The sequence below is a fragment of the Simiduia litorea genome (genome assembly GCF_042853465.1).
Taxonomy (GTDB): Bacteria; Pseudomonadota; Gammaproteobacteria; order Pseudomonadales; family Cellvibrionaceae; genus Simiduia; species Simiduia litorea.
The window spans coordinates 2,857,497-2,875,998 of sequence record NZ_AP031497.1 but is presented as its reverse complement, the minus strand read 5'-3'; the positions used below and the strand labels follow the sequence as shown (position 1 = coordinate 2,875,998).

13 protein-coding genes and 1 riboswitch are annotated in these 18,502 nt (G+C 51.3%); of the genes, 8 read left to right on the top strand and 5 right to left on the bottom strand.

What is annotated here, in order from left to right; genetic code table 11:
- Positions 1–112 precede the first annotated feature (112 nt).
- The 6 genes from ACGHTT_RS12745 (at position 113) to ACGHTT_RS12720 (ending at position 11,237) form a co-directional block, all read left to right on the top strand.
- A complete protein-coding gene (locus ACGHTT_RS12745) occupies positions 113–1,006 on the top strand; it encodes a LysR substrate-binding domain-containing protein (protein WP_390591042.1) in 894 nt (297 codons plus the stop codon).
- A gap of 134 nt (positions 1,007–1,140) precedes the next feature.
- Positions 1,141–1,707: an RNA polymerase sigma factor gene (locus ACGHTT_RS12740; RefSeq protein WP_390591041.1), complete on the top strand. Its 567-nt coding sequence runs from the start codon at positions 1,141–1,143 to the stop codon at positions 1,705–1,707.
- 54 nt (positions 1,708–1,761) lie between these two features.
- Complete coding sequence (locus tag ACGHTT_RS12735) at positions 1,762–2,745, top strand: FecR family protein (RefSeq protein WP_390591039.1); 984 nt, start codon at positions 1,762–1,764, stop codon at positions 2,743–2,745.
- 208 nt (positions 2,746–2,953) lie between these two features.
- Positions 2,954–5,677: a TonB-dependent receptor domain-containing protein gene (locus ACGHTT_RS12730; RefSeq protein WP_390591037.1), complete on the top strand. Its 2,724-nt coding sequence runs from the start codon at positions 2,954–2,956 to the stop codon at positions 5,675–5,677.
- 223 nt (positions 5,678–5,900) lie between these two features.
- Entirely contained in the window at positions 5,901–8,471 is a 2,571-nt protein-coding gene (locus ACGHTT_RS12725) for a TonB-dependent receptor plug domain-containing protein (RefSeq protein WP_390591035.1), read from the top strand.
- Between the two features lie 174 nt (positions 8,472–8,645).
- Positions 8,646–11,237, top strand: coding sequence for a TonB-dependent receptor plug domain-containing protein (locus ACGHTT_RS12720; RefSeq protein WP_390591034.1), 2,592 nt, complete (start codon positions 8,646–8,648; stop codon positions 11,235–11,237).
- A gap of 124 nt (positions 11,238–11,361) precedes the next feature.
- Here the strand turns inward: ACGHTT_RS12720 and ACGHTT_RS12715 are convergent, their stop codons facing one another.
- The 5 genes from ACGHTT_RS12715 to sstT form a co-directional block, all read right to left on the bottom strand.
- The gene (locus ACGHTT_RS12715; RefSeq protein WP_390591032.1) at positions 11,362–11,733 is read right to left on the bottom strand and encodes a hypothetical protein; all 372 of its coding nucleotides are present in this window, start codon (positions 11,731–11,733) and stop codon (positions 11,362–11,364) included.
- Between the two features lie 142 nt (positions 11,734–11,875).
- Positions 11,876–12,021: riboswitch (SAM-I-IV-variant riboswitch) on the bottom strand.
- A gap of 117 nt (positions 12,022–12,138) precedes the next feature.
- Positions 12,139–13,305: an ABC transporter permease gene (locus ACGHTT_RS12710; RefSeq protein WP_390591030.1), complete on the bottom strand. Its 1,167-nt coding sequence runs from the start codon at positions 13,303–13,305 to the stop codon at positions 12,139–12,141.
- On the bottom strand, positions 13,302–14,036 hold the full coding sequence (locus tag ACGHTT_RS12705) for an ATP-binding cassette domain-containing protein (protein WP_390591028.1): 735 nt from the start codon (positions 14,034–14,036) through the stop codon (positions 13,302–13,304). The genes ACGHTT_RS12710 and ACGHTT_RS12705 overlap by 4 nt, the downstream gene beginning before the upstream one ends.
- 54 nt (positions 14,037–14,090) lie before the next feature.
- Positions 14,091–15,509, bottom strand: a complete 1,419-nt coding sequence (locus ACGHTT_RS12700; RefSeq protein WP_390591027.1) for an alpha/beta hydrolase — start codon at positions 15,507–15,509, stop codon at positions 14,091–14,093.
- Positions 15,510–15,589: 80 nt separating this feature from the next.
- Positions 15,590–16,795: a serine/threonine transporter SstT gene (gene sstT / locus ACGHTT_RS12695; protein ID WP_390591026.1), complete on the bottom strand. Its 1,206-nt coding sequence runs from the start codon at positions 16,793–16,795 to the stop codon at positions 15,590–15,592.
- Between the two features lie 401 nt (positions 16,796–17,196).
- Between sstT and ACGHTT_RS12690 the strand changes: the two genes are divergently transcribed.
- Positions 17,197–17,598: an SMI1/KNR4 family protein gene (locus ACGHTT_RS12690; protein WP_390591025.1), complete on the top strand. Its 402-nt coding sequence runs from the start codon at positions 17,197–17,199 to the stop codon at positions 17,596–17,598.
- 173 nt (positions 17,599–17,771) lie between these two features.
- A complete protein-coding gene (locus tag ACGHTT_RS12685) occupies positions 17,772–18,494 on the top strand; it encodes a spondin domain-containing protein (RefSeq protein WP_390591022.1) in 723 nt (240 codons plus the stop codon).
- Positions 18,495–18,502: the final 8 nt, after the last annotated feature.

Genomic DNA, 18,502 nt, shown 5'->3' with positions numbered 1-18,502 from the left:
CTTTCTGTCGCCGAGACTATGCCCCAAAGATGTCAGCTTACCGCTGCTGGCGCTGGCGATAAAAACGATTTAGTCTACTCAACCTATTCCATTTATGCATGAAGTGGTGCCGATGCGAGGTCAGTTACCGTCAACCGCCAGTTTGCAGTGTTTTGTCTCGGCCGTAGAACTCGAGAATGTGACCAAAGCGGCCGAACATCTCTGTCTGACCCAAAGCGCGGTGAGCCGGCAGATCAAACAGCTTGAGGAAAGCTTAGGTCAGGCGCTGTTCGAGCGCGTGCGCCAGCGCTTGCATTTGACTCCTGTTGGGCAGCGCTACTACCAGCAGATTGCACCGCTGTTACAGCTGTTACTACAAACCACGGAAGAAGCGCGGCAGTTTCGGCCTGGGGTGCAGTTGGTGTTGGGCATCGAGCCGGCTCTGGCCAGTCATTGGCTGCTGCCAGCGCTCGCGGGCTTTACCGATTTGCACCCGGAGACCAGCATCCACTTGATGACTGATATACATAAACTTTATCAGTGTCAGTTGGCCTGCGACCTCTCTATCCTATTTGGTCAGGGGGATTGGCCTGGTATGCAGGTGGATTATTTGATGGGCGATGAATTAGTCGCTGTGGTGAGTCCTCGGTTGTTTACCGAGAGGGGCGCTATAGATAGCCGCGAACAGTTACAGCGCTACCCCTTGCTGCACCACACCAGCCCCGAGTCTTCAACCGCTTATTGGTGGCGTCACGCTGGGCTTAACCCACAGGCGATTGGGCGGCTACCTGGTCAGCGCTTTGAAACTTTTCCATTGCTGCTGCAAGCGGCGGTCCAAGGTATGGGGGCTACGGTATTACCTTGGTATTTTGTCGCCGATCGTATTCAGGCGGGCGAGTTGCAACAGCTCGGTGAGCGGTTGCCCTGCCAAGGGGGGTATTACCTATTATCCGATATCGACGTGATAGATCAGAGCCCTGTGGGTGTGTTCCGTCAGTGGCTGGTGAAGTTGGCGCATAAAGCGTGATTTGGCGCTTGTAACCATGCTAAGGTACCTTGGTTCTATGTAGCGGTCTCAGGTGAGCGTAGACTCGCCTCAAGCTAGGTTTGGTTAACAACCATAGCTGATATAACAATAATCAGAGCAAGCAACGAGAGAGAGTGCCATTGCAGCAGCCAACGATAGAAGGCGGCAGCCAGTGTGAGCGCGACGTGAGTAATGGGCGTACACACGATCAGCAAATAGCCGCGGTTTTCGAACAATACAGTGCCATGCTGAAGCGATATTTGTGGTCTAAGGTCCGCTCGCAAGAGGATGTCGCTGATTTGATGCACGAGACTTATGAGCGGTTTCAGCGCCATAAAGATCGCATCGAACTGGCAACCGCGCAAAACTTTCTGTTTACCATCGCCCGCAATTTAATCATTGATCGGGTGCGCCATAAGCGCGTCAGCGAGGTAGATCAGAATGTGGATGTGGAGCTGTTGTTAGACCCACTGCCTTCACCAGAGCAGCAAATTATCGATGCCGAAGCGGTCTCAGCGCTCAATAGCGCCATTGAAAGCTTGCCTAGCCAGTGCCGGCGGGTTTTTGTGATGCGGAAAATACACCAACTATCGCAAAAAGATATTGCGGAAAAGCTGAGCATATCCGTAAGTACAGTTGAGAAGCACATTGCGATGGGTATGAAACAGTGCCGGCAGCGCTTGATAAAGCCGCTCAGTTAGCCCCCGCTGCCCAACTCGGTCGGTTGGCCACATTAACAACGATAACGTAATAGCATGATTCAACTTGTTCACAATAACGATATTGCCCAGCAGGCGAGTATATGGGTGGAGCGTCAGGCCGACGGCCTAGACGCGCATCAAACGCAGCTTTTACGGCAGTGGCTGGCAGCAGATAGCGCCCATCGCGTAGCATTTAAGCAGGCGCGCGAAGACTGGTCGAAGGTGCAGGTCGCGGTGCAGAATTTAATGGCAGCGCCCAGTTTGCAATCCCTGCCGGTGCGCGCGTCCATTGTGTTAGATCGACCTGCCGAGCGACTTCGGCGCCCTTGGTTGCGGGTGGCATCCGTTGCTTTTTGTTTGTTTGCGCTGAGTTTTTGGCTGCTTAGTCCAGATTTTCAAACTGGTATTGGCGAGATTCAAGCGGTCGAGCTTGCCGATGGCAGTCGGTTGACTCTCAATGCCAGCTCGAAAGTCGATATTGCCTTTACTGAAACCGAGCGACGGATAATATTGCGCAGCGGCGAAATATTTATTGAGGTCGCTAAGAATCCTAATCGCCCGCTAATCGTTGAAACAGAACAAGGCGAGGCGAGGGCAGTCGGCACCGCCTTCAACGTCAGGTTGCGCGATAACACAGCGGCGGTGTTGGTGGCAGAAGGTTTGGTTGACGTAACGGCTAAGTCCGGCGAGCCACAGCGCTTGGCGGCTAACCAAAGCATTAAATTGGCCGAGCAAGTTGGCCTCATCAATGAGCGGCGCAGCGAAGACGTAGCGACGGCCTTGGCCTGGCGCGAGCAGCGCTTGTTTTTTAGCAACGTCGCTTTGGCTGAATTCGTCGAAGAAATGAATCGCTACAGTTATCAGCATATGGTTATTGTCGATTCGGAGCTCTCCTCTGTGCGCGTGGGTGGCGCCTTCAGCGCTGGCGATACGCCTGCAGCGGTAAGTATGTTAGAAGCTGGATTTTCCGTTAAAGCGGTTCAATTAACCCCATTGTTGACCTTACTCTACCGTTCTGCGCCAGACACGGTAGAATGATTTGAACTAATGATTTGAACTACAGTGGGCTGTGTTCATCGCACCTACTGCCAACGGTATAACCCTAAAAATAGACACCGTGAACCTGTCAATCTTGCGTCGAATTGATCAAGCGTCTATCCCCATCGCGCTATCGCGAATAATGCGATGGGCTTTGCTGTCGTTGTTATTGTGCTCGCCACTGGCAAGCGCCGTGCCGCGCGATTTCATGTTGCCTTCGCAACCGTTAAGTGACGCTTTGTTAGCCTACGCTGCGCAGGTACCGGAGGTTCGCCTAGTGTTCCGGCCTGAGCAATTGGCGAATTTAACGTCCGTCGCGGTAGCGGGTCACTTTGAACCCATTACGGCGTTGGAGATGTTGTTAGCGGGTCAGCCGCTGCGAAAGCGCGAGCTGGAGCCCAACACCTATTTGCTCGAGCCTTTACCTGCCGTTGCTCGCGTGCCCTCAACAGCGGCCGCGGCAATTACCAGACGCGACAGCGTCAGTGAAGACACTGCCGTGCCGCTGCCGGTTATCGAGGAGTTGGTAACCATTGGTACGCGCAGCCGCACACGCAAATTACTTCAGTCCACCGTACCTATCGATATCGTGCATGGTTATTCGCTGGCGCGCTCGGCACCTGCGTCGCTTGGCGAGCAGCTGCAAAACCAAGCGCCCTCGTTTAATTTTTCCCGCACCATGGTTAGCGACGGCGCTGATTTAGTGCGCCCAGCCACTATGCGCGGTATGAATCCAGATCAATTGCTGGTCATGATCAACGGTAAACGTCGCCATCATCAGGCGCAAATTAATATTCAGCAGGTGGTTGGTAGGGGATCTTCTGGTGTCGATATGAATGCCATTCCTACCGTTATGCTCGAGCGCGTGGAGGTGCTGCGCGACGGTGCGAGTGCCTTGTATGGTTCGGATGCTATTGCCGGGGTTTTGAACCTTGTGCTGAGGAGCGGCCAGCAAGATCCAGAATTGAACGTGCAATATGGCGAGACCCACGAAGGCGATGGCCAGTCGCTTATCAGTAGTCTTGCTGGCGGTTTTGATATGGGCTCGGATGCCAGCGCCTTTATCGCCTTAGAAATGCAGGAAAGGGCTGCCACCAACAGGGCTGCGCCGGATCAGCGCTTTGATCCGGCTCGGGTCAGTATGCGCATTGGCGACACAGAGCAGCAAAGTTGGAACCTCTTCGGTAACGGTCAATGGGCATTGAGTGAACAGGTTGAAGTGTATGGCTTTGGCGGTAGCGCTCGACGCGAGGGTTTGTCGGCGGGTTTTTATCGCGGCGCCGGTGCTCGTGCTGGCCAAGCACCGGTGAGTGCGCGCTATATACCGGCCTTGGATCCAGAGGGTTTTCTGCCGCTGCAAAGTACGCGCACCGAAGACGATAGTTTAGCCGTAGGTGCGGTGATCGAACTGCCGGATGATTGGACTGTGGATGTCAGTTCGAGCTGGGGTGAAAACCGCTTTATTCAGGGCACGGATTATTCAGTTAACGTGTCGCTGGGCGAGCAATCACCCACCAGTGCTACCAATGGCGAGCTTAAATATAGCCAGCTACAGCATGCATTGGTGGCCAGTGGCTTGGTTGAGGCGCCCGGTGTTGAAGAGCTGTTAGTCACGGCTGGCGCCGAGTGGCGCCGCGAAAAATACCAGATTACCACGGGCGAATTTGCCTCTTATGCCTACGGACCGGATGATGATTTTAGCCTATTCATTCCCAGCCCCATCGACCCTTGCCCCAGCGAAACCGGTTTGATTTGCGCTGACGGTCAAAGCAGAAGTCGAGCCCAAGCCGGCATGCAAGCCTACCCTGGTTATCGGTTACCTGTGTCAGACCAGCGCGACAGCATGGCATGGTTCGTCGAGGCGGAGCTGGCCGTCGATGAGCGCTTAGCAATCGCAATGGCCAGCCGCTGGGAAAGTTTCGGCGATGTTGGTCGCACGCTCAATGGTAAGTTGTCCTTGCGCTTTCAGCTTAGTCGCGCGCTTATGTTGCGCGGTGGTGTGGCCTCTGGTTTTCGGGCACCGGGTATCAATCAACGCAGTTTTACCCATGTGATTACTAACATTGGCCCAGACGTATTAACCAATACGCTCCATGCCGCTGAGGGCAGTGAGGTGTTGGCCGTGCTAGGTCTTGCGCCCTTGACCGCTGAGCGTTCAAGACATGCCAGCGTGGGCGCAATTTGGCAGCCGGTGCCGGGTTTTTCGCTGAGTTTGGACAGCTTTCATATTGAGGTCGCCGATGCCATAGCGCTGAGTGATGTCATCGCTGCAGAGCCAGGTGCCTGCGTGCCTAACTGTGCTTTTTCAGAGGCGTTGGCGGCACAGGGCAACAATATTGGTGCTGTGCAGTTTATGTATAACGCCATGGACACCTTAACCGCGGGTTTTGACTTAGTGGCGCGTTATCAGTGGCGCCACGCTTGGGGGCAGACCCAACTTTCACTGCTTGGGCACTACAACCGAACCCAGGTTGTGGCTTTGCACGGCCCCGATGGGATTGCGACTGGCGAACTGTATTCCGATTCGCAGGTGTTATTAACGGAGCAGGGGCAGCCGAGGCGCCGCGTGTTGTTGAGCGCCGATTGGCAATATGCCAGCTGGGCTACGAGCGTTAGGTTGAATCGTTTTGGCTCGGTAAAAACCAGTTATTTCACCGAGGCTGGGCTAGGCGTGGATTTACCTGAGGTGGATGAAACCGTCCATAAGTCGGGTAGCGCTTGGTTGCTTGATGCCGATATTTCCTACAGCTTTGGCGGCGGCTTTTCCGTGTCCTTGGGTGGCAATAACCTACTTAATACCTACCCAGAACCTTTGGCTAAACCGAGCTTGCTAGGGCAAATAAGTGGCGACAGTTTTGTTTACCCTTGGGAATCATCGCCCTATGGTATTAATGGTGCTTTTTATTACGCCCGTGCGGTTTATCGGTTGTGATTTATTCATCCTAGTTAATCTACGTACTTTAGTGCTGTTATCCTAACTCTTCGCGGTGGTTTTAGGTTTTATAACTAATTGGTACTTCTTTTCCCCCATTGATAGCGGTTTTTTCAAACTAAGCCGTATCGCTTTCTGTAGGTGATCTACCCTTAAGGGGTTAGTGCTACGTGTTTGGTTTAATAATGCAAATAAAAAATACCGTCTCAATGGGAGAGATACTATGAGAAACAAGCCTTTGCTGACATCGTTGTCGGTTATTGCTTTGGCCGGAAGTTTGGGTGCTCCAGTCACCATGGCGCAGTCCAGTGATATGGATTTACTTGAGGAAGTTGTCACCGTTGGCTCGCGTACTAAGCCGCGCTCAGCCACAGATTCGCCAGTGCCAGTGGATGTTATTAATGCCGATGAGTTAGCGAAGTCCGGTAGCAGTGACATGCTCGAGCTATTGAAGGGCACCATTCCCTCGTTCAACGTTCTCTCGCAGCCCATTAGTGATGCAGCATCTATTATCCGCCCGGTCAATTTACGTGGTTTGCCGTCTGATAGCACCTTGGTTTTGGTCAATGGTAAGCGTCGTCACCGTTCATCAGTGATTGTTTTCCAAGGGGGCGGTTTAAATAAGGGTGCGCAAGGGCCGGATATTTCCGTAATTCCTAGCGTCGCACTTAAACAAATTGAAGTACTACGCGATGGCGCCGCAGCACAATATGGTTCAGATGCCATTGCCGGAGTAATGAACTTCGTACTTAAAGATGATGCCGAAGGTGGCAGTCTTGAAGTCAAATACGGCCAATACGGCGAAGGTGATGGTGATACCACAACCATTGCTGCCAATATCGGCATGCCGCTCACTAGCAATGGTTTTGTAAACGCCAGCCTGCAGTGGAATCAAGCGGATGATACTGTGCGTTCTGGCCCTTCCTCACGCGACTTGAATTTGATTGCTGATGGTGTAGAAAACGTACCGTCACCCAGCATGATCTGGGGCTCACCAAAGATTGAGGATGACATAAGCTTCTTCGTTAATGCCGGTTTGGAGCTTGGTAATGACAGTGAAGCTTACCTGTTTGCAAACCACGCCACGCGTAGCGCGGATGGTGGCTTTTATTTTCGTCCCCCGAATGGCCGCCAAGGTGTTTTTACTTGGGATGGCAATCGACTAATTGCAAATGTGGATGGCAACTGTAATTTAACGACTGGGCCTGCAGGCACCGGCAATCCAGCGACTGATCCCCTGTTGGCCTCTATCATCGCGTCCGATAGCTGCTGGGCGGTGAATGAATTGTACTCTGGTGGTTATACGCCGCGCTTTGTTGGCAAGGTTACTGACAGTGCCCTAACAGCCGGCACGCGCGGTACCTTTGACGGCGGTTTCATGAACGATTGGTCGTACGATTTTAGTGCCGGCATTGGTCGTAGTGAAAGCAACTTTGGTTTAAACAACACGTTAAACCCTTCTATGGGCCCTGATTCACCGACTAACTTTGATACGGGCTCTTATATCCAGCAAGAAAAAACCATAAACATAGACTTCTCTCACCAGTTCGGCGATACCAGTGTGGCTTTTGGTACTGAGTGGCGTGAAGATAGTTTCCAAATTGTTGCCGGCGAAACAGCGTCGTGGAAGGCTGGGCGCTACGCTGATTTGGACAATGTGATCTCGGGTGATCCAGACCCAACGAATACCTTGGCGGTATTTACTGTTGGTTCACACGGCTTCCCAGGTTTCCACCCAGATTCAGCAGGCTCTTTTGAGCGTAACAACTATGCGCTTTACACTGACCTTGAGCATCAGCTGACCGATGGCTTGTTGGTCGGAGGTGCTTTGCGTTACGAAGAGTTCTCAGATTTTGGTGACACACTCAACTATAAGCTGACCTTTAACTGGTCACTAACCGATGACTTCGCCTTCCGTGGTTCGCTGGGTACAGGCTTTCGCGCACCGACCGTCGGTCAAACAAACGTCGTTAACTCCCAAACCACCAATATTGAAGGTTTTGGTTTAATGAACGTAGCGACCTTGGCGCCAAGTCATCCGGTTTCTGTTGCCTTGGGCGCTAAAGAGCTGACCCCGGAGGAATCCGAAAGTATTACCTTGGGCATGGTTGCGGGCTTTGGTGATGTAGACGTGACCATAGATTTTTATCAAATTGAAGTCACTGATCGCATCACCGTAACCGACTCTAAATTGTTAGATGATGCAACTCGCGCAACTCTGCCGAGTGATATGCCAGCGGCTGATTTAGTGGGTACCTTAACGCACTTCAATTTCTTCACAAATGATTTTGATACGACAACCAAAGGTGTGGATATCGTAGCGACCTACGGTACAGACCTTTTGGGAGGTTCTGCCGATTTTTCTATGGCTTACAACTATAACGAGACGGAAGTTGATAGCTATACCATCACCAGTGCATGGGATGTTCAGCGCCTGGAGGAGGAGTTACCGAATCATCGAGGTAACCTAACATGGGCTCAGTATTGGGGTGATTTCTCGGGTTTCTTGCGCGCCAACTACTACGGCGAGTACTTGGCTATTCACGCCGATGACTCCTCGGATGCGATAACGGGCGATGCGGCGATAACCCTCGATTTGGAGGTGGCTTATAACTTCAATGAAAACCTTACCGTTAAAGCTGGCGCTAACAACTTGCTCGATCAAGAGCCTATGCGTTACACCGGTGCAAATGGCAACCCATCACCTTCTTGGTCTGGTGCTTATTACTATGAAACATCGCCATTCGGTATTAACGGAAGTTTCTATTACATGAAAGCGAGTTACAGCTTCTAAAAAACACGTGTGTTTTTGTAACGTGGATGGACGCCCGTGGCCAGTCTGGCATGCGCGTCCTTTTTTAAACACTTCAATCCTTTTAATTTATTAAATCTTACAGCGCCTTCGAAAGAGGGCGTTTTGGTTACCGCACAGCTTTTATAAAAACATAATGAAACCTTGGAGTAAGCAATGAAAAAGATACAGGCTTTGAAACCGTCTTTATTAGCATTGGCTGTCGCCGGTGTGATAGCACAACCAAGCTTCGCTCAGCAGGATCAGAGCTTAGAGTTACTAGAGGAGGTGGTTACTATTGGTACCCGTAAAGAGGGCCAGTCGCCAACAGAAACACTCTCCCCGATCGACGTATTGAGTGGGTCGATTTTTAGTAAGCAAGGCGCTACCGATTTAACCGACTCACTGACGAAAGTGATGCCATCGCTGAACACACAGCGTTTTCCCATTGCCGATGGCACGGCGTTTGTGAGGCCGGTAACACTGCGGAATTTGTCGCCCGATCACACCCTCGTGCTGGTTAATGGCAGTCGCAGGCATCGCTCTGCGCTGGTGAATTTACAACTGGCGCCTCTTGGTACGGTAAACCAAGGTTCACAAGGTGTCGATTTTTCCGCATTTCCCTCGGCCGCCATTAAACGTGTCGAAGTGTTGCGCGACGGTGCGTCGGCACAATACGGTTCAGATGCCATTGCCGGTGTTGTGAATTTGGTGTTGGACGATGCCAGCGAAGGTTTCAGTTTGAGTGGCCAGTACGGTGAATATTCCGAGGGCGATGGCGCTCGCACTGCGTTGTCGGCCAATGCAGGTTTTGCGCTTGGTGAGCAGGGTTTTGTTAACGTTACTGGTGAATACAGTGCGTCCGAAATTACCAGCCGCGGAACAGCCAGACCAGACGCAGCCGCCATTGCCGAGATTGTTGGCGCCGATCAGGTGCCCTATAACGGTTTTGGCCAGCGCTGGGGAGATCCCGATATTGAGTCGGTAAAACTGTTTGTAAATGCCGGCTATGACGTCAGTGACACAGTGGCCTTGTATGGCCATGCAAGCTATATGGATACTGAAACGCTGTCTGGTTTTTTCTACCGAGGCCCAGTGCTGCCCACTGCGGCAGACAACATGGCCAACCCGCCTCGCACCACGTTAATGATTGATGCTAACGGTGACGGTATTGCGGATGCGGCCAGTAATACTTTGGTTACCGACATAGTGACGGCTGGTTTAAGCCCGGACGACTACCTTACCGCGGATGGCACTAGCCCTAGCGGCTATGCGCTATTGAACCCCATTCACACGCAATTCCCCGGTGGCTACAGTCCCTTGTTTGGCGCTGATATTAGTGATTACTCTCTGGTGTTTGGCGCCAAAGGTGAGTTCAATAGCAACCTGACGTGGAACCTACGCACCAGCACGGCCGAGAACGAGGTGGCCTACGTATTAGAGGATAGTATTAACCCAAGCTTGGGGCGTCTTTCTCCTACCACGTTTAATCCGGGAACACTGACCCAGCAAGAAAGCAGCGTGAATGCTGATTTTGTTAAAACCTGGGATGACTCTCCGCTGAACGTGGGTTTTGGTCTTGAATGGCGAAATGAAACGTACAAGATAGGCGCAGGCGATACGGCGTCCATCGCGGTAGGCCCAACCTATGCGCAATTCGGTGTCGGATCGGATGGCTTTCAAGGCTTCCCAACCGAGTCTGCGGGCTCCTTTGAAAACGACAGCTACGGTGCCTATGTGGATCTGGAAACGGATATTACCGAGCGTTGGTCTGGCGCTATTGCGTTGCGCTATGAGGATTCCGACGCTTACGACTCGACCCTCGACTATAAGTTGTCGACGCGCTTTGATGTGAGCGATAACTTTGCTTTACGTGGCACTGTAAGCACCGGTTTCCGCGCGCCAACCCCAGGTCAAGTGAATACCTTGAACGTCACCACAACCTCTGATTCCTCGGGCAATCTTGTCCCCAGTGGCACTTACCCCGTGAGTCACCCCATCGCCAGCGCGCTGGGAGCGATAGCGTTGGTGCCAGAAGAGTCAGTTAGTTACACCTTGGGCTTAGTTTACACGCCATTGGATAACGTAAACGTCACCTTGGATTACTACAATATTGAAATTAATGATCGATTGGCGCTAAAGAGCTTCACTATTGGCGCGGATGAACTGCAGTTGTTAGTCGATGCAGGTATTCCCGATGCAAATCTTTTGGCGGGTAGCAATGGTAACTATTTTGTTAACGCATTTACCTCTACGGTTTCCGGTATCGATCTAAATATTCATTCGGGGCATGAACTAGGTGGCGGCAATTTGGATATTGATTTCCGCCATAACTACAACACGCAGGAAGTTTCTGATGTAGCTGCGGGCACCATTGATGCTGGTAGAGTTTATGATCTTGAAAATCAAATTCCCAATCACAGTACTGTACTAAGTTTTGATTTCGTTCAGCCTGTTGCGGGTATGGAACTTAGCAGTCTGCTGCGCTTGAACCGCTACGATGGCTGGTCCAGCACAGGTGGTTTGTTTGGCCCAGGTGACGCGTCTGATGCTGCGAGCTACAGTGGTGCCATTTTAGTCGATGTCCAGTTTACGCTGGATATAAACGACAATTACTCGGTATCAATAGGTGGGGACAACATCACGGATGAATACCCAGACAAAGAAGCTAACGGCACACTGAAATATTTAGGCCAGCAGTATGCGGTAACATCACCGTTTGGCTTTAATGGCGCTTACTGGTATTTGCGAGCGAACGCCAGTTTTTAGTAAGCGGTAACATCATCTAGCCCTCGATCCAAATAGCTACTACAGCGATTTGGATCGAGGGTTTTTTTTACTCGGGTGAGGTTATGTGGGCGAATCGTTTGGAGCCTGATCTAAGGCCGTGATCTCAGGCGGCCATGCGTCTATGTCTATAGCTAGACATTCGTAACCCCTGAGCCAAACTGTTTGCCAGTACCAGGGCTAAACGTAAATCTGTAACGAAAGTTTGGTTAACAAAATCCTGGCTTTCCTGTGACCAGTGATTGATGCAATAGCCTTTAACTCGACCCTTTGCCTGAAAAGCGGGCGCTACAAAAATATAATTGTGGCCTTCCAAAATGCCTTTTTGTTGCCAGTTCGACAGTTTCAGCAGGGTGTGGCAGCGCTGGCTGGTGATGCCGAAAAAAGGGTGTTGCGGGCCCACGAAGTGATCGGTCAAGGTGTGTGCAGGTTTTGCTGCTTGGCCTAAAAACTGTGATGAGATAGCGTGTAGTGGCATGTCATAAATTCCAAAAAAATGAGAAAAGATAGAAGTAAAGCGCTATCACTTGCACATTCGGAATACATTTTTCACACATAAAAAACACATAAAAAAACCCTCTTAGGTGAGGGCTGACGGTTAGCGCGTTATCGTTAACCCGCTATTTCTGCTTAATTGCCTGATGTATTCAGACCGCATCTCGTTCCGAATAACTTGCCACTTTGAGGAAGCCTGTTCGGTTCGAGTACCACCTTGCCCAGATTCGGCAGGTTGGCGTTGGCGTCAGCCACTCTCTTGATGTGCGCGCACTCTACCTCCAGAGGTCGGCACAAGTCAACACTATAGCACGCTGGTAAGGGTGAAAAAGTGATGTGTGCAACAAGGCCTAATGGCCTCGTAAGGTGGGCCAGCCAAACGTCGGCGTTAACTGAGTGCCAAAATAGTTTTTTCCGATCGCAAAGCGCGTGTTAACCAAAGCGCTAACAGGCCGGAGAGTAAGAGAGTGAGTGCCGCACCTGTGGCTGTCGCTAGCAGATCTATAGCTTGGCCTTTGGCGATGGTTTCAATCAGATTACTTTGACTGGCAACGGGCACCCAGTCAATCCAGGCCGGCTTGTGGGGCATGAATTGAATGGCGAAGGGTATGGTGAGGGGCACCATAATGGTGAGCGAAATATAAGACTGTGCCTCCTTAAAGCTGCGCGCTTGAAAGGCACAAAATAATTGAAACGCTGCGGCAAAAAAAGCTAAGGGCAATAACGCCAGCATGATCGTTGCGATAGTTAAGGGTTCGAGTTCAAAGCCGATGCCCATCTTAGCTAAAGGTACGAAACCCATTACCAGCGAGGTGATGGTGAGGGTCAGTAATGCACCTAAAGTGCCGAGCATGGCAACGGCGATGAGCTTGGCACCGATGAGTTGTTGTGTTGATATGGGCTGGGTCAGAATGAGTTCTAGCGAATGCCGCTCTCGCTCACCCGCGGAGGTATCAATGGCGATGCTGGTGCTTGAAACAAATACACTCATTAAAACGAATACCGCCAACATCCCCATCACGATGCCACTTTTTTCCTGCGCGCTGGCTTGATCTTGTAATTCAATGGTGTAGGTATTAAGCAAGTGCGCATCAATGCCCCTGAGCACTAAGCGATAGGTCGCAATTTCATTGGCATATTGTTGTAGTACCGCTCTGATGCGATGGCTCGCAGCTTGTCGATTCTTATCGGCTTGGTTGATTTTTAATGTCAGAGTCAGTTCTTTTGCTTGCTCAATCTGGCTTTGGTAGTTGTCGGGAATAACCAAGGTGATTGGTTTTTCGCGCCAGCGCTTTTCATCGCTATCATTGCCTGTACCAAGTTGGAAAACATTTTGTTGCGCCAAGCGCTCAACTAAAATCGGTGCGTGCGCGGCGCCCTCTATGGCAATGTACAGCGATTGCTCCTCTTCATTGTTTGATATGGCAAAATTGAGCGCAGCAGCAAGTACCATGGGCCCGAAGAAAGCGTATAGCAGGGCGCCCATGAGGGCGCGCTTGTCGCGCAGCGCGTCGATGATTTCTTTGTGCAGTAAGGTGTAGAAAACTTGATTCATGCGGCAATGCCCTCGTCGCTACCGATCAGTTTTACAAAGGCTTCTTCCAATTGCGTTTCACCGGTTTGCTCACATAATTCTTGGGGCGTACCTGTGGCTATAACTTTGCCTTGGGCGACGATAATCACTTTATCGCACAGCGCTGCAACTTCCTGCATGACATGGCTGGAAAATAAGATGCAGTGACCGGCATCGCGCAGATTTTTAAGTTGCTCGCGTAAAATTCGGGTGCTCATGACATCGAGGCCGCGAGTGGGTTCATCTAATACCAAGTTTTGTGGCCTGTGCACCAGCGCTTGTGCTAGCGTCACTTTCATGCGCTGGCCCTGTGAGAAGCCCTGGGTTCTGCGCTGGGCAATATCGTCAAGTGCCAGCTGTGTAATGATCTTATGGGTGGCGGTTTTGCCAGCTGCGCCGTGCAGCCCGTGTAGGCCGGCAAAATAATTAATTTGCTCGAATGCCGTTAAACGTTCATACAGGCCAAACTTATCGGGAAAGACACCTAGCCGCTTGCGGGCGTTTATGGGTGCTTTGGCAACATCAATCTGGTCGACAAATGCTTGGCCCATTTCGGATTTTAATAACCCGTAGAGTATGCGTAAGGCGGTGGTTTTCCCCGCGCCATTTGGCCCTAAAATGCCGGTGATTTCGCCGTCAAGGGCCGAAAAACTCATGTTGTCCAAAGCGCGAAGTTTACCGAAATGCTTGGTCAGAGCGTGCACTTGCAGCATGGCGTTGTCATTCCTAAATGTTTGGGTTCACTTTCATTTGGCATAGTGTCGGGGTTAGTGGGCATTGATACTTCGCATAAATTTCACCATCGGTAATTTAGCTAAGCAATCTGCATTTTCTAGCGGTTGATTGGGCTGGTTTAAAAACTGTCGAACCAGCTTGGGGCCGCAACCTTTTAAGCCCACGATATGGCCGGCATTTTTTGCAATAAGGTGAGTGGCGTTAGGTAAATGTTCAACCGCGAGATTACCCCAGGCCGGCGGCGTGACAGGATCGAGCTCGCCCGATAACGCCAGCACGGGAATGTCACTTTTTATAGGTAGATAATAATCATCATTCAAGGCATAGGCGGGCCAAGTTTCGCACAGGCTTTGCCAAAATTTTATTGATACATCGCCGAAGGGCGTGTTGGTGTCCTGTTGTAGTTGGGCGGGTGTTGCGCGGCGAATATCTTCATTGCACACAATGTTTACCATTAACCCGCTATAAATACCGTTGTCGCCACTGGCTGCAAGTAGCCCTGCCATGGGGGCATAGTTTTTCTGATGTGCTTGATTAAAAACCACCGGCAACAATTGGCGCTGTTGTTGGCTGTAGAGGTTGCTCATGGTGAGTTGAAACAGTTTGCTGGGATCTAGCTGAAACCGCTGTGGTTGCAAACTGGTGGGATGATAGATGGTGGTGTCGATTGGTGCTTGTTCAACGGTTTGCCATAGCGCCCAATAGTTTTGGCGCAGTTGTGGGTAAGTGTTATTGCAATCCGGTGTTGCCTCGCACTCATCAAATAAGAGGTTTAAGGCGCGGTAACCGTGGCTGGCAAAGGGGCCTACTATGGATTGTACGGGGGCAATGCTGTCTAAAATAACGCTATCGATTAGGTTCGGATAAGCGCGCATAAATACCAATGCCGCGCGGGTGCCATAGGAGCCGCCGTATACATTAATTTTTTCGTAACCCATGACTTGTACCATGGCGGCAAAATCGTCAATGGCATTGGGTGTGTTGTATTGGCTCAAGTCGCCGGTGAAAGCGTCAATACAGCTTTTAGCTAACTCACGGCTCATGCTGACATTGAATAGGTCGGCATAAATGTCTTCGTCTTCTGCTACGCATGTAAAACCATTGCTGTCACCCGTGCCGCGTTGTTCTAAGAACACGATGTCGCGATCTGCGAGCAAGGCTTTCAATACCAGACCCACTTGACCGCCCACCTCTATAGCAGATTGGCCTGGCCCGCCGGCCAAAAAAACTAAGGGCGATTTTTGACTGGGTGTCAGTGCTGTCAACCGAGCGGCGTGAAGTGTGAAGGTTTTGCTGTTGGGATCGTTTGGGTTTTCTAAGCGTTCGAGACTAAAACACTCGGCGAGATTGGGTAAGTTTTTGAGATGGCAGTCCGTGGTTGTCAAGTTGTTGCTGAAACTCGGTTCGCTCACGAGTAATAGCGTCAGCAGGGCTGGCAGTAATAGTTTCACACATCAATCCTTGGGTGTCCTGAAAGCGAGGCCTGAATGATAGCAAGTTAGGCCCCGCGTAAGCAGGTTATTCGGTAGAACTAGTTTTTTGCTCGGCAAACGGCGGCCGTAAATACCACATCGGTCGAGCTATTAAGTGCCGTTTCTGCCGAGTCTTGTAGCACGCTGATCACGAAACCAACGGCAACTACTTGCATGGCTATGTCGTCGGGAATGCCAAATAAGCTACAGGCGAGTGGGATAAGTAACAGCGAGCCACCGGCTACCCCTGAGGCGCCACAAGCGGAAACCGCGGCGATAACGCTGAGCAAAAGTGCCGTGAGTAGGTCCACTTGAATGCCTAAGGTGTGCACAGCAGCAAGTGTCAGTACCGTAATAGTGATCGCAGCGCCGGCCATATTGATGGTAGCACCCAACGGAATTGAAACCGCGTAGGTATCTTTATCGAGTTCCAACTTTTCGCACAGTGCCAAGTTGACCGGAATGTTAGCGGCAGAGCTGCGGGTGAAAAACGCGGTAATGCCACTTTCGCGTAAGCAGGTGAAGACTAGCGGGTAGGGGTTGGCACCGGTTTTAAACCAAGCGATGAGCGGGTTAACGAAAAGCGCCATCAATAACATTGCGCCGATCAGCACCGCTAACACGTGTAGGTAGCCGCCTAAAACCCCCAGCCCGCCGGCAGCCAAATTACCCGCCACGAGACCAAAGATACCTAGGGGCGCCGTGCGAATCACAATACGTACCACCTGAGTGATGGCGTGAGCGGCATCGGCGAATACTTGCTTGGTGCTAGCTTGTGCTTGTTTTAGGCCGAGACCAAGGGCGATGCCCCAGACTAAAATACCAATAAAGTTTCCGGTTAATAGGGCATTGATTGGGTTGTCGACCAGCTTAAAAAGCAAATTTTGTAACACTTCACCCACGCCTTGGGGCGCATCCAAGGACTGGCTGGTCAAGGTTAAGGTCAGTTCGCTGGGAAACAGCAGACTGAGGCCGACGGCAATCATAGCGGCGCTCAGTGTGCCAATGAGATAAAGACCGACAATGGGGCGCATTTGGCCTTTGGCATCGCTATTTTGATTGGCAATGGCCGAGGCGACTAAAATGAACACCAATAAGGGCGCTACGGCTTTTAGGGCTTGAACAAAGAGATTGCCCAGCATCGCCGCGTGTTCGGCGCCAGCTGGCGCAAAAATTCCCAAGGCGATACCGGCAAGAATGCCAACCGCGATTTGGGTGATGAGACTGGTGTTGAGAATTCGGGATATTACCGATGTCGACTGCATGTACGCGCCCGTTGTTATTGGTTGTTATTGGATGTTATTAAGTATTTTGTAGGTTGAACGATACGTATCGTTTTACTTGTTAGTTGGTACGTATGGCCACTATTGCCAGCGCTTTATTAGGGTGACCGGGAACAAAAGTAATGGCATTAGCGCTGTTGCGCAAGGATATTTTCGCTGTTTGCTAGGTTGTCGGATAGGCTGCAGCTATCGGCTTAATTATTAGCAATATATACCTAATTTTTCTGTGTTTTCGCGTCAATCTTGCGGTGTGCAACCAATTACTGCAGTGGCCTTTGGCGCTCGTTCAATGGTTTCGCTGGCGAGTGCAATGCGTGGGTAAGCGAGCTCGATTGCAGCGGGCAAATGCTTAGTGTTTAATGCCGCCAGATTTAGGGGAAGTTATGGACGAAATAGTAGAAATGCTGCGCGAGGCCAATACCGCTGTTGCTTGGGGTATGGAGTTGCCAACTCACGAAATGACGGTAGAGGCAGAAGAGCAAATTTTATTGCCACTGCCGCGAGATTATCGCGAGTTTTTATTGGAAGTTAGCGACGTTATTGTTGGCTCTTTAGAGCCCGCTGTCGTTGCCGATGCCTCGGCACATAATTATTTGCCGGAGATTTGCGCTACCGCCTGGTCTGACGGTGTGCCTCGGCATTTGTTGCCCTTTTGTAAACAGGAAGACACTTATTATTGCTTAGAACCCGAAGGTGAAGTGGTGTTGTGGGCCGATGGTGACTTAACCGGCGAAACTTGGGAAACCATTTGGTACTGGGCGCGCGATGTGTGGTTAGAAAGCTAGTTCCATGCCAGTGATGTCTTAAGGCCCGCAGCAGCGGGCTTTTTTATGCGTCGAGTTGCCCCAGCTATCGCCACAAAAAAGTGACCCTCTTGTGACACTTCTGTGAGGAATACACCGAGACGGTGGCGCAGACTGATTGCTCCTCAATCAACAGCATTCGCAAGGACTGTCTCATGCACATAAAAACAACCACACGGCTTTTCACCCCCTTGGCTTTTATGATTGCGAGTTTAGTGCCGCTCACTAGCGTGGCGGCGGATTATGCCATCGAGATTCAAAACTTAACGCGCGGTACTTATTTCACGCCGCTATTAGTGGCGGCGCACCCCGACAGTACCCACTTATTTCAATCGGGCATGGCTGCCAGCAGCGCTCTGCAGGCAATGGCCGAGGGGGGCGATATCGCTGGGTTAGAGGCGGCGGTTACCGCAGTGGCGGGTCAAGTTGTGGCAAACCCTGCCGCTGGATTATTGCTACCGGGTGCCAGCACCAGCGCGATGATTAATAACGACACTAACGCGGCCAATACCCAGCTTTCTATTGTCGCCATGTTATTACCCAGCAACGACGGTTTCGTAGGCCTCGACAGTTTAACGTTGCCCACCGAGCCCGGCACCTATACCTACAACCTAAACGCCTATGACGCCGGTACCGAAGCCAATAATGAATTGCGTGGCTCTGGTATGTCGGGTCAGCCAGGTATGCCTGTGCCACCGCCATTGGAGGCAGAGATTGGTATGAACGGCACGGGGCAATCGGGCAGTGCTGAAGGATTTGTTCATATCCATCGCGGTGTTTTAGGTGATATGGACGCTGCCGGTGGCGTTAGTGATATCAGCGCCACTGCGCATCGTTGGTTGAACCCTGTGGCGCGCATCACTGTCACCGTGCAATAAGGAGAAAG

Excerpts from the sequence above, each read along its gene's own strand:
- ACGHTT_RS12735 (WP_390591039.1), top strand. The coding sequence starts at position 1,762 with ATGATTCAACTTGTTCACAATAACGATATTGCCCAGCAGGCGAGTATA.
- ACGHTT_RS12720 (WP_390591034.1), top strand. The coding sequence starts at position 8,646 with ATGAAAAAGATACAGGCTTTGAAACCGTCTTTATTAGCATTGGCTGTC.
- ACGHTT_RS12685 (WP_390591022.1), top strand. The coding sequence starts at position 17,772 with ATGCACATAAAAACAACCACACGGCTTTTCACCCCCTTGGCTTTTATG.
- ACGHTT_RS12710 (WP_390591030.1), bottom strand. The coding sequence starts at position 13,305 with ATGAATCAAGTTTTCTACACCTTACTGCACAAAGAAATCATCGACGCG.
- sstT (WP_390591026.1), bottom strand. The coding sequence starts at position 16,795 with ATGCAGTCGACATCGGTAATATCCCGAATTCTCAACACCAGTCTCATC.
- ACGHTT_RS12730 (WP_390591037.1), top strand. The coding sequence starts at position 2,954 with ATGTTGCCTTCGCAACCGTTAAGTGACGCTTTGTTAGCCTACGCTGCG.
- ACGHTT_RS12725 (WP_390591035.1), top strand. The coding sequence starts at position 5,901 with ATGAGAAACAAGCCTTTGCTGACATCGTTGTCGGTTATTGCTTTGGCC.
- ACGHTT_RS12705 (WP_390591028.1), bottom strand. The coding sequence starts at position 14,036 with ATGCTGCAAGTGCACGCTCTGACCAAGCATTTCGGTAAACTTCGCGCT.
- ACGHTT_RS12745 (WP_390591042.1), top strand. The coding sequence starts at position 113 with ATGCGAGGTCAGTTACCGTCAACCGCCAGTTTGCAGTGTTTTGTCTCG.
- ACGHTT_RS12715 (WP_390591032.1), bottom strand. The coding sequence starts at position 11,733 with ATGCCACTACACGCTATCTCATCACAGTTTTTAGGCCAAGCAGCAAAA.
- ACGHTT_RS12690 (WP_390591025.1), top strand. The coding sequence starts at position 17,197 with ATGGACGAAATAGTAGAAATGCTGCGCGAGGCCAATACCGCTGTTGCT.